The organism is Ferdinandcohnia sp. Marseille-Q9671 (assembly GCF_976954385.1).
Genome location: NZ_CDRJTA010000001.1, coordinates 1,345,640 through 1,359,600 on the forward strand (window position 1 = coordinate 1,345,640; position 13,961 = coordinate 1,359,600).

The following is a 13,961-nucleotide window of genomic DNA, read 5'->3' on the forward strand; positions in this document are numbered from 1 at the left end:
TCACCGTAAATATAATACATCCAAAATAGGGTAAAAACAGATTGCATACTATATACTGTATAGTACAATCAAGAAGGAACATTTTACGCAGGGGAGGACTTTTTTATGAAACGTACTGGAGAATTTGTATTAACCATCATAGGGGCTTGTCTATTTGCATTAATTAGCTTATTTGGTTTTATGTTTGTAGGCCTAAGTGATAACAATGAATTTACTCAGGAAATGGAAAATATGGTGGCAACTGACCCAGAATTGACTGGAGTAGACATGGGAATCATTACCGACCTGATTTCGACTGGAGGCTGGTATTTTATCATCGTTGGTATTCTTGCAATCATCCTTGGAATTGTATCTCTTGTTCTATTAAAAGGGAACAAACATCCAAAGGCTGCCGGTATCATCTTAATAATTGTAGCAATACTTAGCACACTTGCAACATTCTTAATTTCCATCATTGCTAGTATTCTATATCTTATTGCAGGAATTCTTTGTTTGGTACGAAAGCAGAAAGAAACATTTAATACTGAATACTAATACAACACTAAAGCTTGAAAGGAGAATTCCTTTCAAGCTTTTTTATTATCTTTATTTTTTAAGCTCTTTTTACTATTCGCAGCTTTTTTCGATTCTCCTCGCTATATGTCCTTCACGATATAAAAAAGAAAAAGACCCTAGAACTGTTCCAGGGCCATAAATTAAACTTTTACTATTACACTAGTCCACTAACTTGCCAGCCTTTTAATACATTCTGTATGGCCCATTTGTTTACCTCTTCTTCTGATAGTTGTCTTCTTTTCTCATTAATGATTGCACCTGGACCCTTATTAGTAGACTCATAGAGCCGTGCCTCTTCAGGATTAAGACCACTCATCGATGTCCAACCTTCATCTTTAATATGTTCTCCTAACTCACAGTTATGAATGAGAACAGATCCTATGGCATTTGGGTTGCCTCCTGCTGGCCAAGGTCTCCCCAAATAAACAGTATTTGCTTGAGCATCACTAGTGAACGTACTATCGGTAATCATTAATCCGAATGGTTCAGTAAGTAAGGTACTCGCTGCGGTTACATAACCATTAACCGAGGTAGACCCTCTGTCTAGCGAGTGAATGTGACATTGTTCAAATACAGCTTGAGCGGCTCCAAAAATAAAATCAACATCTCCAGCTACGTAACATTGATAAAAATACATAGTGCCTGTATGGACATATAATGTATCTTGTTTCCCAAGGAAACTAACATTTTTGAACAACACCCGATCCCCTGATACATAGGCTGCCACAGCTTGTCTACCATTAATCTTAGCGGGATCTACTTCTAAGGTATCATCAAAAGAATTCTCAATTGTAATGTTTTCTACGTGTATATCATCTGCTAAAAAGTATACAGATGAACTTCCACTAGTGCCTATTTTTTCACCGTTTTCTTTTTCTTTACCCGCATAATTATCATACGTAATTATCGTATTCGATTCACTTTCACCAATTATTTTGATAAATGGTTTATTCTCCGGAACAGTCACTACTTCTTTGTAAATACCGGACTTTATATAAAGGATTACTGGAGTTGTGTTGTTTACCGGTATTGAGTCAATGGCTCCTTGTACCGTTTCAAAATCACCCAAACCATCCTTTGATACGACTATTTTTTGACCTTCATTATGACTTACCATATAATCCCCTCCTTCTTGTTAGACTAGTAGGAAATTACTTTTTGATTTTTTGATAAGCCTCATTATATTCCTTAATTATATCGTCACCACCTGAGCTTCTCCAATCCTCAATTGCTGCTTTAAAGCCATCTAAGTCCAAATCACCTAGGATATACTGATAGGTTGCATCTGCTATCTTTTGAGCTAGCATTTCTCCCTTTTCTGCATAAGTGACTGAATCGAGTGCTGCAGTTGGATCCATTATCAAATACTTATCATTATCAACTGTCAGTTCCTCTGCCTTTGCTTTTACATCTAAATTATAAATGCTTTCATATTTTCCATTTGTTGTAGGTTCTCCAATTTCAATCGATTGGAACGGTTTCACATCTCGAGTAGAGAGATCACTTTCAATACCTAATGCCTTACCATCTTGAATTTCATAGTGTTCCCCTTCAATGCCCCAGAAAAGTAGATTTGCACCTTCTGGACTCATTAAGTAATCAAAGAAACTAAGAATCTCTTTTAATTCTTCTTCCGTCTCCACAGCAGACTTAGGGAATAATACGACATTCCCATACCCTGGTAATGCCCAAATTCCGTAATCACCATCTGGTCCTGTTATAACATTCTGCACATCAAATGTGGCATCTGGGTTAAGCTCAACTGTATCGCGATGAATACTAGTGATATCGCCCATTGGTCCAATAACCATACCCGCTGTACCATTTTTCACCAATGCACGATGATCTTCTTTACTAGTAACAGGAAAGTCGTTGTTCATATAATTGTTATCTCGTAAGTTCTTCATATAATTCATTGATTCAATGTACTCATCAAACATGAACTCAGGCAGAAGTTCTCCATCTTTCATACCCCAGTTATTTGGTGTACCATGCCAAGAGGATATAATCTTAAAAGCACCCCAATATAGATCATTGAAATCTGAAAGACCCATTGTATCATCCTTACCATTTCCATCAGGGTCATCTTCTGTAAATGCACGAGCCATTTCATATACATCTTCAATTGTTTCAGGTGTTGAAAGTCCTAATTTTTCTGCCCAATCTTTACGATAAATTAATCCGGAACGTGCAGCAGGTCGCCCTTGGTAAAGCGAGTAAACCTTTCCATCAACTGCCGTATTTTGTAGTGTTTGTTCATATAGTTTGCTTAAGTTTTCGTAATCCTTTAAATAAGGGCCAATTTCCCAAAACTGTCCGTCACGGATAGCTTGTCTAAACTTTACTAAGGAAGCTTGATTTTTTAAAAATGTTGCTTCTGCAAGTGTCTCTGTTGCAAATGCTGTGTTTAATTTTTCTTCGTAATTCGAATCTGGTGTCCATTGAAATGTTAGATCAAAGCCTGTGTTCTTTTCTAATAGTTTTTCAATTTTGTCAGTAGGTACTTCTGGCGTATGTAAGTTAGCCATGATTGTAATGTCAGAGATATCTTCTTTATTACTAGAAGTATCTTTACTAGAACAACCTGATATGACCAACCCCGCTACTGCCAAAATGGAAATACTGGTTTTGAACTTTGTTACTCCCCTCTTCACTTTCTCCACCCCTTTTCGTTTTTGTGAAACATATTTAACTATATAAAATAATTGGAATTTTACTAATAATCATTTTATTATATTAAATTTCATATATGGTAAAATAAGCCTTTTTCTCATATACTACCTGTTGAAATGATTATATTAAGAATGGCTTAAAGTCTTGAGGTTCTACTATTATTCAAACAAAAAAGTACCCTCATTTTTGACTTTGCGTCATAGGGTACTTTTCAATCACGTTTATTTATTTGAGGAGTTAATCGCCTGGCTAAATCGTTTTAGCCCCTCCTCTAAAATGGAACGAGGACAAGCAATATTTATTCGTGTGAAGCCTTCTCCTTCTTTTCCAAATATATAACCTTCATCAAAAGCTACTTTACCTTGTTTTTGAAGTAGATGCTCGAGTTCTTTGTGATCCAGTCCAAGTGCCCTACAATCCACCCAAGCTAAGTAGGTTGCTTCCGGTTCGATCACCTTTACTTCTGGATGATTCGATTGGATATACTCTTTGAGATATTCAAGGTTTCCTTTAAGGTACACGAGAAGTTGATCAAGCCATTCATCCCCTTCCTCGTATGCACTAATTAGCGCTGTTACTCCAAAGGTGTTTGATAGACCTAAGGCACGATCCTCAAGAGCTTTCGTAAAACTTTCGCGATACTCTTTATTCGGAATGATGATATTTGATGTTTGCAGACCAGCAAGGTTGAATGTTTTGCTTGGTGCCGTACATGTTATCGATTGTTGAGCGAATTCCTCAGAAATGGACGCAAATGGGATATGTACCTTACCGTCAAATACAAGGTCAAAATGAATTTCATCTGACACAATTAGGATATCGTGTTCCAAACAAATCGTACCTAGTTTCGTCAATTCTTCCTTGGTCCACACTCGTCCAACAGGATTATGCGGACTTGAGATAATGATCATTTTTACACTTGAATCAAGCTTTTTGACAAGGTCGTCAAAGTCCATTTCATACCGACCGTTTTCAAATGTTAACGGATTACTCACAATGTCCCTACCGTTTTTTTCAATGACACTAGTAAAAGGATAATAAACAGGTGGCTGTATGATAATTTTATCTCCTGGGTTGGTAAAGGATTGAACAATCACATTAAGAGCCGGTACAACACCAGGACAAAAACAAATCCAATCCTTTTCAATGGTCCAATTATGACGTCGTTTCATCCAACCAATTGTTGCTTCGTAATAGGATGTTGGTCTTGTTGTATATCCGTATATCCCATGCTCCACTCGTTTTTGTAAAGCATCCATGACGGGTTGAGGCGACTTAAAGTCCATGTCTGCCACCCACATTGGTAGCATATCTTTATCCCCAAATAGATTTTCTACTTCATCCCATTTTACAGAATTTGTTTGGTATCGATTTATGGATTCATCAAAATTATACTTCAAGATAATCCCTCACTTTGCGTATGTATTGGTGGATTTTCGTACTCCTAGTAAAGACTTTCTATGTCTACATTTTCCGGGAGTTTAAATGGATTCTCTTTGTTTATATGGTCGTAAAACATAATGCCATTTAGATGGTCTATTTCATGTTGCATGACGATAGATGCATAGCCCTTAAATCGCAACACAACCTCTTTACCATTTATGTCAACAGCTTTTATCTTTATTTTTTCATATCTTGGAACATAGCCCTCAACAGGACGGTCCACTGAAAGACATCCTTCTCCTTCAGGTAAATATGTCATGGAGACAGAATGGCTTACGATTTTTGGATTCACGAGATAGTATTCATGTAATTTGTCATCAAAGTCAGTAAAATAGGTGACAAACATTCGTTTATCAAGTCCAACCTGGTTGGCAGATAAACCAACTCCTGGCCTCAGGCCATACTTTTTTGCTACATCTGGATCCTGGCTATTTTTTAAATAGTTCATCATACTTATGAGGGATTCCTTGTCTTCTTCTAAAAGGGGAACTGAAACTTCTTGTGTTTTTTTAGCTAAGATTGGATGTCCCTCACGAACAATATCCTTCATTGTAATGATGTAATCTGATTTAAAATAATGCATGTATTTCATCTACCTTTTCATATTTTCTTTTTATTAATCTTATCTTTCCATGTTAGTAATGTCCATAGATATACTGTTTCTCTCATTTCAATTGATGTATTCTAGGTAAAAGAAAAAAATGCCTCCAGTTATCTGAGGCATAGCAAGTCTTGTTCCCTTTTTACCAGTAATGAAGAAAAGATTTCAGTACTTATTGTTTTGTAGCCTTCTCCTGTTAAATGAATCCCATCGTCACTAATGAAATGTAGTAGATCACCTGATTGATTCATAGCCGATCTAATATCTATTTTTACTACATCTAATTGTTCTGCTAGCATAGTGAGGCTTCGATTATATAGTCCATGCCAGTGTTCAATGCCTCCTTGAAGGCCAATCAAGTGAGAGATGGAACTCCCATATTTTTGCGAAAGTAATCGATAATAGCGAACAGGATCTAATGGTGGCAATGTCATAAGAATTGGCGTACTGTTTGATTCTCTAATTTTACCTACAAGTTGTTTGAGGTTTTCCACATATCGTTCTAATGGAACAATCGGTTGATGTTCTTCCTCAGGGTTCACCGCGACCTCATCCCATTTAAAATTACAATCATTCCCACCTATATTAATAATCACGTAATCAGGTTGCTCTGCAATGACATCCTTCTCTACCCGTGATAACAATAAATCAGAGTTATCATTAAAAACACCTTTGTTTATCACTGTAAGATTTGAATCAGACGCGAATTGTTGTAAAAATGCTGGATAGTTCTCTTTCAGTATTCTCATTCGTCCTTTAACAAATGAAACTCCTCTTGTTAAACTATCTCCAAAACATACAATCTTCATTTAACATCACCACTTATCCTATGAGTTATTTACAATACCAGTTCATGTAGTTTTCGTTACTACATATAATCATATACCCATTACGTTACGTAGTCAAGGTTTACTTCCGGGTACAAGTTAAGGTAAACTAGATACCAGAAAACTACTGGGATAATGAGGTTGTTAAAGATGGATAACGAATTAAAGGCACTTAAAAACTTAGAATTTGATAAGAATATTTTTTTAAAAGATATACCACAAATCGATTTATATATGGATCAAGTCATCCAGCTTTTTGAAAATACTTTTAGTTCTTCCAAGAGAAATGAAGAAGAAAAAGTCCTCACAAAAACAATGATTAATAATTATGCAAAAGGAAAATTATTGGTTCCGATAAAGAACAAACGGTATTCGAAAGAACACCTCATATTATTAAGTTTGATTTATCAGCTTAAAAGCGGGTTATCGATCAATGATATTAAGGTGACACTTGATGGAGTTAATAAGAGGATTCTTAGTGACGAAGCGTTTAATTTAGAGGAATTCTATCAAAGCTATCTCAACATTTATACGAAAAACGCAACTGAATTCAAAGAAGTTATTGATACAAAAGTTCGAGATGTTTCTGAAGAATTAGATGGCGTTGAGGATGCTAACGGGATAGAAAAGGTGCTCCTAATCCTTTCGTTTATTACGGCAAGTCAATTTTATCGTAGGGCTGCGGAGAACTTAGTGGACGAGCTCGTGAATATGCAGGAAGAAAAAAAAGAAAAGTGAGTTTCACTTTTCTTTTTTACTTCACACTATCAATCAACTCATACATCAATTCCTTGTCCATTGGTCCAACTATCTTCTTTCGAACGATTCCTTTAGAATCGATCAAGTAGCTGGTTGGAATGGTGAAGGCTTGATATGTTTGTCCTATTTCTCCTTGTTGGTCTAAAAGAATAGGAAATGTTAACTTATACTCATCTACAAATCGCGCAACATCTGAGCTCTTTTTCTCAGCTGTAGTCAAGTTAACGGAGAGTAATTCGACATCCTTGTTAATGTTTTCTTCATAAAATTCCTGCATGTGAGGCATTTCAGCTTTACATGGTGGGCACCATGAAGCCCAAAAGTTTAAAATGACTCTCTTTCCTCTAAGTGACGAAAGTGTGATTTCTTCCCCATCTAAGGTTTTTAAACTAAAATCTGGAGCCAACTGGCCCTCTGCAATTCCTACTTTGAGACCAACTTCCTCTGATATCGGTTCCTCTACTTCAGATGCGATTGCGCTATTCACTGTCCACACTACTAATCCTGTTAACCCTACGATGATGGCAGCCTTTTTCAACACTGGGAACACTTCCTTTTTTTGTTTTCCATTCACATATAGTGTTAGCAATAAAAGAAAGAATGCACACAACATTTTTATAAAATGAAGAATAAGTTGTTCCTTAAGCAAAAATAAAGCTAGTAAATCATAAATCATGAAGGCAGTAAATCCAACGATCATTACTGAGCGGATCAGAACGTTCTGTAAAACCTGACCCTTTCTTCCGTGATACAACAAGTAGAGAAAGATCATTACGATTGCGATAAATAACCCTTTTTCCCCACCTGTAAAATAAAGGAGTGACATCGGGCTTTCTAACACAAGCTTTGGTTCGAGTAACAACACGCTTCCCTTCCATGTAAGAAATCCTAAAAACACACTGTTCACTAAAAGGTCAAATATATTTTTGGTTATTTCCTTTGCTTGCGTTTTCGTTAGCCATAATCGAACGCTGAGCAGTCCACCTATTACAGCAAGTCCAAGTATGATCCACTTTGTCATTATTGCTAAAGAGCCAATTTGAATGAAATGCATATAGACCTCCGATAGTATTTACTATATTATACACATCATACCACACAGGGTATAAAACAGCAGAGTATTGACTGTTTGATAGGAAAAGATAAAACTATATACATTAATAATGGATTCATGTATTAATACATAGTATGGAGGACAATATGAGAGATTTTGAAGAAATTACAACAGTAGATGAAGTAAAAGATTTTGTAGCGACGCATTCTCTTTCCTTTCTGTACATATCAAGAACCAATTGCACTGTTTGTCATGCGTTGTTGCCCCAAGTAAAAGAGGTAATGGTTGATTTTCCTAAAATCGAATTGGGGTATGTCAATGCGGATGATGTAGAGGAGATTGCAGGGTATCTTTCTATTTTTACAGTACCAGTACTCATACTATTTGTGGAAGGCAAAGAGTATATACGGGAGGCACGCTTCGTACCCATGGAGCAGTTTACGGAAAAAATCTCAAAAGTCTATCAGAATTACCTAGGCTTGTAGCTTGGAGTCATGTCGTTATGCTGAAGTGAAAAACAATATTACATGATTAACAACAATATTTCGTAGTTATAAACAGTATTTGTATAATAACGACAGTAAGTAAATAAAGATGATAAAAAGAAATGAGGCTCCCACAACAGGAGCCTCATTCTTATTAGTTACCTGGTCGCCTGAACGGCCACCAGTTTGCAATACCAAAATTCTTAACCATGACTGGAATGAATAGTGGTAGGATGATAAACGCGTACAGCATAAGGCCGACGAGCGTTATGGATGCAATCTGGAGTAAGGATAGCATTCCAGAAGGCATCATTGCTGCAAATGTTCCACCTAGAATAATGGCTGCTGAAATAATTACAGTCCCCATTTTTTTCATAGAAAGAAGCATTGCTTCTGCTACCGGTATATCACGGTATTCGTTAAAGCGGTCCATTAAAAAGATACTGTAATCTACACCGAGTGCAACAAGGATTACAAATCCAAAGAATGGCACTGCCCAGCTTATTCCGGTATAACCTAGGAGATTAACAAAGATTACTTCATTAATAGCCATTGAGGTATAGAAGGTTAAAATCAATGAGCCAATAATATAGGCTGGCATGATGATTGAACGGAACAAGAATATTAGAATCAATGAAATACCAATTAACATTAAGACAATTGTACGTGAATAATCTTGTTCAGACATCGTGCTTAAATCCGTATTGGTACTTGTTATACCACCTATTGCCACATCTGCATTTTCAAGCTTCGTATCCTTTGTTGCTCTTGAAACAGCATCATTGATGACATCAATTTGAGCCATTGCCTCATTTGAATATGGACTTGCTTCAAAAATAACATCAAAGGTCATTACTTTGCGGTCACTTGTCATGTAAACGTCAAGTACCTGTGAAAAATCATCGCTTTCCAATACTTCTTCTGGCAAATAAAATGCATCTAATTCTTCAGAGCTAGAAAGGCTTAAGAGGTATTCTTGAGCCGATCCTAACCCATCAGAAACCTGTTCAAGTCCATCTGCACTTTGCGTCAATCCATCTGTTAGTTGAGTGATTTGACCACCAAGACTTCCGAAACCATCAAGCAACTGTTGTTGACCATCATTAATTCCGGTTAAGCCATTTGTAATTTGTGGCATACCTTTTACGATTTGTCCTTGGCCATTTGCTGCTTGGACAAGTCCACTTTTTAACTCTTCAAGACCAGCAATTAACTGACCGAGTCCAGCTGGTAGCGCTGCTTGTTCTGCAAGTAATTGTTCAAATCCTGCATTTGCTTGAACCATACCGGTATTCACTTCTGAAAGTTTACCGTTTAACGTCTTAATACCACCGGACATGGCAGGAATTCCAACTTGTAATTTTGTGATAGTTTCCTTCATTCCACTATAAACTGGTTCTTGTAAGATGCCTTCATGTCTACTTTCTAGGTCTTGGAAACCAGCTTCCGTAAATAGTTGTAACTGATTGTTCAGTTCATCAAGTTGGGAAGCAATTCCTGCATATTGTTCATGAATTAGTGCAATCCCGCCTTGTGCTTCCTTATATCCAACTAGGAGTTCACTATTATAATAGTTTAATAGTTCTTCTGCTCCTGCTTTTGCTTTGTCTACTTCAGCAATCATAGTATCAATACCGGCTGTACCATCACGAAGTCCTGATTCAATTTTTGAAAGATTTGTGTGAATTTCGGTAAGACCTGATTTCACTTGATTGGTACCAGTAATTAATTCACCGATTCCATCTGTTGCACTCTCAAGCTCGGGTTCCGATTTTGCTAATTCACTACCCGCTTCTTCTAGCCCTTCCTTGATTTGTGTTAAACCGTCTTTTCCTTCACCGAGTCCTTCTTCAAGCGTTTTCGCTTGCTTTGCCACAAAGAAATCTTCGATTGGTTCACCTGTTGGTCTTGTTACTGAACGAACCGTATCAACAAGGTCAACCTTTTCTACTTCGCGACTAATTTTCTCCGCTAATTCAATATATTCAGCAGAATCCATTTCCTCATCATTTTTTAACACGATTTGAGTTGGCATGGATTCACCTGGTCCAAAGCTTCCAGCAATCGCATTAAAAGCTTTTATCGAGTTCACATCACCACTTAATTCTTCTAGAGAATCATAGGATAATTCCCCATCATACGTAACTAAAAATGGTACAGTAATTGCAGCAACAACTGCTAATGATAGCAGTGGACGACCCAATGAGAATCTTCCTGCTACTGCCCAAATTTTACTATCACCGTGTTCTAAATTCTTTTTAGAAGGCCAGAATAGTTTTTTCCCTAACACAGCCATAAAGAAAGGAACAATTGTGAACAACGCTACAAGAAGAAGGGCAACCCCAACAGCTACGGCTACTGCAGATTGATATAAAATAAATTGTGAAAATCCAATTGCAGCGAATCCTACCATTACTGCGATACCGCTGAAAAAGACTGTGCGGCCAGCATTTTTATAAGTTGCAAGTATTGCATCTGCTATGCTTTCATGATGTGCAAGCTCTTCTTTATAACGACTTAAAAGCAGGATACAATAGTCTGTTCCTATTCCAAATAGGATAGCCACCAAGAAAATCTGCGTATAGGTTGAAATTGGGAAATCAAACTTATCAACTAACATTGAAACAATAGATTGTGAGGCAAGATACGAAAATCCAACTGTTACTAACGGGATAATTGGTGCTACGACAGATCTGAAAACAAGTAATAAAACGACAAGAATAAAGACTACGGTTATTCCTTCTGTCTTCTTCAAGCCTTCTTGTGAACTAGTAACTAGATCCTCACTAATAAGCCACTCACTTGTATAGTAGTGATCTACTTTGACTTCTTCAATTGTATTGTATAATGCTTCACTTACCTCTTTCGGTTCACGATCATTCCAGTTTAAAGTCACTGAAGTAAGAATCGATTTACCATCCTCTGACACTAGCTGTTCTTCTAGTGTTTCCTCATTAAAATGAGTGAGAATTTCTGTGATTCCAAGCTCATCTTGTTTGTTCTCAAGTAGACGGATTGCTCTTTCCGCTTCCTTGATTTCGTCTTCTGTTAATTTCTTTTCATTATGAAACACAAGTGCAACCTGTGTATCGTCTCCTCCACCCCCTTTGGACGTCGCATCCTCTAGGATTTGACCTGCAATAGTAGAAGAGTATTCATCTGGAACTGTTATTTGCCCTTTTTCACGAACAAGATCAGCCATATTCGGAGCAGCTAAAAACAAACTAGCCACAACGACTATCCATGCAATAAGAACAAACCATTTTCGTTTAATAATAAAATTCATGCTTATTCCTCCACCTTATTGCTTTTTACCTGTAGTAGGATTTCATTTAATTTTCCATAGGTTTTCAGGAATTGAACAATTTCCTCCTCTGAAAACTGACCAATAATTGATTCAACTAATGTATGAACTCTCTCCTCTGTCTTTGCGAAAAGTTCATTACCCTTATCAGACAGTGTTAAGTAAACAAGTCTACGATCGTTTTCATCCCGCGTTCTCTGAATGAGTCCTTTTTCCCAAAGACGATTAATAATTGCTGTAATGGCACTCTTTTTCACTTCAAATACCTCAGCAAGCTGTGTGGATGTACATGATCCGACTTTATTAATATAGCGAAGAGTATAGTGCTGATCATTTGTAAGATCGCTTCCGATTTCTGCTTTTACTAATGATTCCGCAATGGTATTCACTGAAAAAGATACTTCGAGATAAAGATCGACCAATTCCTTTATGTTGGGTTTATTCATTCCATCATTCACCTCACTTAAATAAGATTCACGCACTTAACTGTTCAACAATTTAACTATTAGCATAGATAACTATATTCCGGGTAGGGTTGAATGTCAATTATTTTGTTTGCGCCTTGAAAATTTTATTGCTTGTTAAAATCAATAGGCAAGTTTGTCCGAATTAGCGCATATGAATTAATACTTGCTTCTTGAAAAACTATAATTTAAATTGGGGTTTTGCGAATGATAATTGGTTTATTAGTATTACTTGTTCTCGTATTGTTTTTGCCATTCTCGGTCAAGCTTGTGGAGAAAAATTTAGAGATTTTTCTATTTTTCATGGGGGTACTTGCAGCAGTTGTTGGCGGAATTTTCAGTAGTGAATTATTTTTACGAGCGGCGATGGATCCAATTAAGATTACACTAGCCGTTTTCATAGCTGGCCTATTATTCAAATGGTTTCAAACACCATTACAAAGATTGATTGTTGGAATGAGTCGAAGGATTCCTTTTCGTTTATTTATTGCATTCGTGGTCATCTTTTTAGGATTGATTTCTAGTGTGATTACTGCCATTATTGCTGCACTCGTTCTGGTATTAATTGCAAGTTCATTACGACTTGACCGTGCTTCTGCCGTTCGCTTAGTTATTATCGCATGTTTCTCAATAGGATTGGGTGCAGCTTTGACTCCAATCGGTGAACCGTTATCTACCATTGCGATAAGTAAACTAAATGAGGAGTTTTTCTTCTTATTTCGTTTAATTGGCACAGAAATATTTATTTCATTTCTTATTTTTGGATTTCTTGCAGCTCTTGTTGTTGATCCACCAAAATCAATAAAAGTTGGAATTGGTAAGGATTCGAATAAGGAATCTTATGAGGATATTTTCGTACGAGCACTAAAAATTTACTTTTTCGTGATGGGGTTAACCTTATTAGGTGCCGGCTTTGAACCGATTATTAATCGCTATTTTATCGGGTTAGATCCAATGCTATTGTATTGGTTAAATATGATCTCAGCGGTTCTGGATAATGCTACATTAGCTGCAGCTGAAATAAGTCCCGCAATGGATCACTTTACCATTCAATCTATTTTACTAGGGTTGATGATTAGTGGTGGAATGCTTATACCAGGTAATATCCCGAATATTATTGCTGCAGGGAAATTAAAGATCACTAGTAAGGAATGGGCCAAGTTCGGAGTACCGCTTGGATTATGTGTGATGTTAGGATACTTCTTACTTATCTATTTCTTTGGTGATGTGACATAATCATGACAATGCCTATCGAGAAGAACTCGATAGGCTTTTTTACCTCTTACGTAACCTTCCTTAAACCTTTGCCATCTAAAATCTCCTGTACCCCTTCTTCGCAAACTCCATATGAACGCCAGGAACAGGAATCACAGACAACTTGAATATCAGAGGGAAGTACCTTTTGTTGAATTCTCATTTCAATTTCCTCCCAATGTAGAACTTGTCCGATTCTCAGTCCCATTTTCTCTAAAATAGTGGCATCCCGTTCGTATATTGAGTTGTCTTGGCAATGGTATTCACCTGAATTTGGGTATTTTTCACATAAATGATCTGGGCCATTTTCAATCTGTATGAACGTCTTTGGGTTCTCTCTTAACGTTTGATGTACAATCGTCATATTTTCTACATATTCTTTGGAATAGCCCATTCCCCTATAACCTAATAAACAAAAAAGATGATGTCCTCGCAACTTGTACATTAAAAACTCATCCCCCATCCGCCTACTTGTATTCTGTAAATTTGTTAACAAGAATAACAAACGAGTTAACATATACTAACATCATAACATATGAAAC

At 36.8% G+C, this 13,961-nt stretch carries 13 protein-coding genes; 4 read left to right on the top strand and 9 right to left on the bottom strand.

All coding sequences use genetic code 11. The features are described from left to right. Positions 1 to 105 precede the first annotated feature (105 nt). Positions 106 to 534, top strand: coding sequence for a DUF4064 domain-containing protein (locus tag ACWNMY_RS06920; RefSeq protein WP_449537506.1), 429 nt, complete (start codon positions 106 to 108; stop codon positions 532 to 534). A gap of 175 nt (positions 535 to 709) precedes the next feature. On the opposite strand, the gene ACWNMY_RS06925 is transcribed toward ACWNMY_RS06920, so the two are convergent. The 5 genes from ACWNMY_RS06925 to ACWNMY_RS06945 form a co-directional block, all read right to left on the bottom strand. After that, positions 710 to 1,672, bottom strand: a complete 963-nt coding sequence (locus tag ACWNMY_RS06925; RefSeq protein ID WP_449537507.1) for a pectinesterase family protein — start codon at positions 1,670 to 1,672, stop codon at positions 710 to 712. Between the two features lie 34 nt (positions 1,673 to 1,706). Next, a complete protein-coding gene (locus ACWNMY_RS06930) occupies positions 1,707 to 3,209 on the bottom strand; it encodes an extracellular solute-binding protein (protein WP_449537508.1) in 1,503 nt (500 codons plus the stop codon). Positions 3,210 to 3,449: 240 nt separating this feature from the next. Then, positions 3,450 to 4,628, bottom strand: coding sequence for a MalY/PatB family protein (locus ACWNMY_RS06935; protein WP_449537509.1), 1,179 nt, complete (start codon positions 4,626 to 4,628; stop codon positions 3,450 to 3,452). Positions 4,629 to 4,672: 44 nt separating this feature from the next. Beyond that, entirely contained in the window at positions 4,673 to 5,254 is a 582-nt protein-coding gene (def, locus tag ACWNMY_RS06940) for a peptide deformylase (RefSeq protein ID WP_449537510.1), read from the bottom strand. Between the two features lie 128 nt (positions 5,255 to 5,382). Then, on the bottom strand, positions 5,383 to 6,081 hold the full coding sequence (locus ACWNMY_RS06945) for an SGNH/GDSL hydrolase family protein (protein ID WP_449537511.1): 699 nt from the start codon (positions 6,079 to 6,081) through the stop codon (positions 5,383 to 5,385). A 168-nt stretch (positions 6,082 to 6,249) separates the two neighbouring features. Between ACWNMY_RS06945 and ACWNMY_RS06950 the strand changes: the two genes are divergently transcribed. Continuing rightward, positions 6,250 to 6,837: a DUF1836 domain-containing protein gene (locus ACWNMY_RS06950; RefSeq protein WP_449537512.1), complete on the top strand. Its 588-nt coding sequence runs from the start codon at positions 6,250 to 6,252 to the stop codon at positions 6,835 to 6,837. Between the two features lie 16 nt (positions 6,838 to 6,853). On the opposite strand, the gene ACWNMY_RS06955 is transcribed toward ACWNMY_RS06950, so the two are convergent. Then, complete coding sequence (locus ACWNMY_RS06955; RefSeq protein ID WP_449537513.1) at positions 6,854 to 7,912, bottom strand: peroxiredoxin family protein; 1,059 nt, start codon at positions 7,910 to 7,912, stop codon at positions 6,854 to 6,856. Positions 7,913 to 8,058: 146 nt separating this feature from the next. Between ACWNMY_RS06955 and ACWNMY_RS06960 the strand changes: the two genes are divergently transcribed. Further along, a complete protein-coding gene (locus ACWNMY_RS06960) occupies positions 8,059 to 8,397 on the top strand; it encodes a thioredoxin family protein (RefSeq protein WP_449537514.1) in 339 nt (112 codons plus the stop codon). A 154-nt stretch (positions 8,398 to 8,551) separates the two neighbouring features. Here ACWNMY_RS06960 and ACWNMY_RS06965 read toward each other — a convergent pair whose 3' ends face one another. Beyond that, positions 8,552 to 11,683, bottom strand: a complete 3,132-nt coding sequence (locus ACWNMY_RS06965) for an MMPL family transporter (RefSeq protein ID WP_449537515.1) — start codon at positions 11,681 to 11,683, stop codon at positions 8,552 to 8,554. Positions 11,684 to 11,685: 2 nt separating this feature from the next. Then, positions 11,686 to 12,147, bottom strand: coding sequence for a MarR family winged helix-turn-helix transcriptional regulator (locus ACWNMY_RS06970; RefSeq protein ID WP_449537516.1), 462 nt, complete (start codon positions 12,145 to 12,147; stop codon positions 11,686 to 11,688). Between the two features lie 225 nt (positions 12,148 to 12,372). Here ACWNMY_RS06970 and ACWNMY_RS06975 point away from each other — a divergent pair, with 225 nt between their 5' ends. Further along, entirely contained in the window at positions 12,373 to 13,401 is a 1,029-nt protein-coding gene (locus ACWNMY_RS06975) for a DUF1646 family protein (RefSeq protein ID WP_449537517.1), read from the top strand. Between the two features lie 46 nt (positions 13,402 to 13,447). Here the strand turns inward: ACWNMY_RS06975 and ACWNMY_RS06980 are convergent, their stop codons facing one another. Further along, positions 13,448 to 13,864: a DUF1284 domain-containing protein gene (locus ACWNMY_RS06980; protein ID WP_449537518.1), complete on the bottom strand. Its 417-nt coding sequence runs from the start codon at positions 13,862 to 13,864 to the stop codon at positions 13,448 to 13,450. Positions 13,865 to 13,961 lie beyond the last annotated feature (97 nt).

What these genes read in the sequence shown, in the direction of transcription:
- ACWNMY_RS06965 (WP_449537515.1), bottom strand. Translation starts at nt 11,683, where the DNA reads ATGAATTTTATTATTAAACGAAAATGGTTTGTTCTTATTGCATGGATA.
- ACWNMY_RS06980 (WP_449537518.1), bottom strand. Translation starts at nt 13,864, where the DNA reads ATGTACAAGTTGCGAGGACATCATCTTTTTTGTTTATTAGGTTATAGG.
- ACWNMY_RS06970 (WP_449537516.1), bottom strand. Translation starts at nt 12,147, where the DNA reads ATGAATAAACCCAACATAAAGGAATTGGTCGATCTTTATCTCGAAGTA.
- ACWNMY_RS06925 (WP_449537507.1), bottom strand. Translation starts at nt 1,672, where the DNA reads ATGGTAAGTCATAATGAAGGTCAAAAAATAGTCGTATCAAAGGATGGT.
- ACWNMY_RS06960 (WP_449537514.1), top strand. Translation starts at nt 8,059, where the DNA reads ATGAGAGATTTTGAAGAAATTACAACAGTAGATGAAGTAAAAGATTTT.
- ACWNMY_RS06955 (WP_449537513.1), bottom strand. Translation starts at nt 7,912, where the DNA reads ATGCATTTCATTCAAATTGGCTCTTTAGCAATAATGACAAAGTGGATC.
- ACWNMY_RS06975 (WP_449537517.1), top strand. Translation starts at nt 12,373, where the DNA reads ATGATAATTGGTTTATTAGTATTACTTGTTCTCGTATTGTTTTTGCCA.
- ACWNMY_RS06950 (WP_449537512.1), top strand. Translation starts at nt 6,250, where the DNA reads ATGGATAACGAATTAAAGGCACTTAAAAACTTAGAATTTGATAAGAAT.
- ACWNMY_RS06945 (WP_449537511.1), bottom strand. Translation starts at nt 6,081, where the DNA reads ATGAAGATTGTATGTTTTGGAGATAGTTTAACAAGAGGAGTTTCATTT.
- ACWNMY_RS06920 (WP_449537506.1), top strand. Translation starts at nt 106, where the DNA reads ATGAAACGTACTGGAGAATTTGTATTAACCATCATAGGGGCTTGTCTA.
- def (WP_449537510.1), bottom strand. Translation starts at nt 5,254, where the DNA reads ATGCATTATTTTAAATCAGATTACATCATTACAATGAAGGATATTGTT.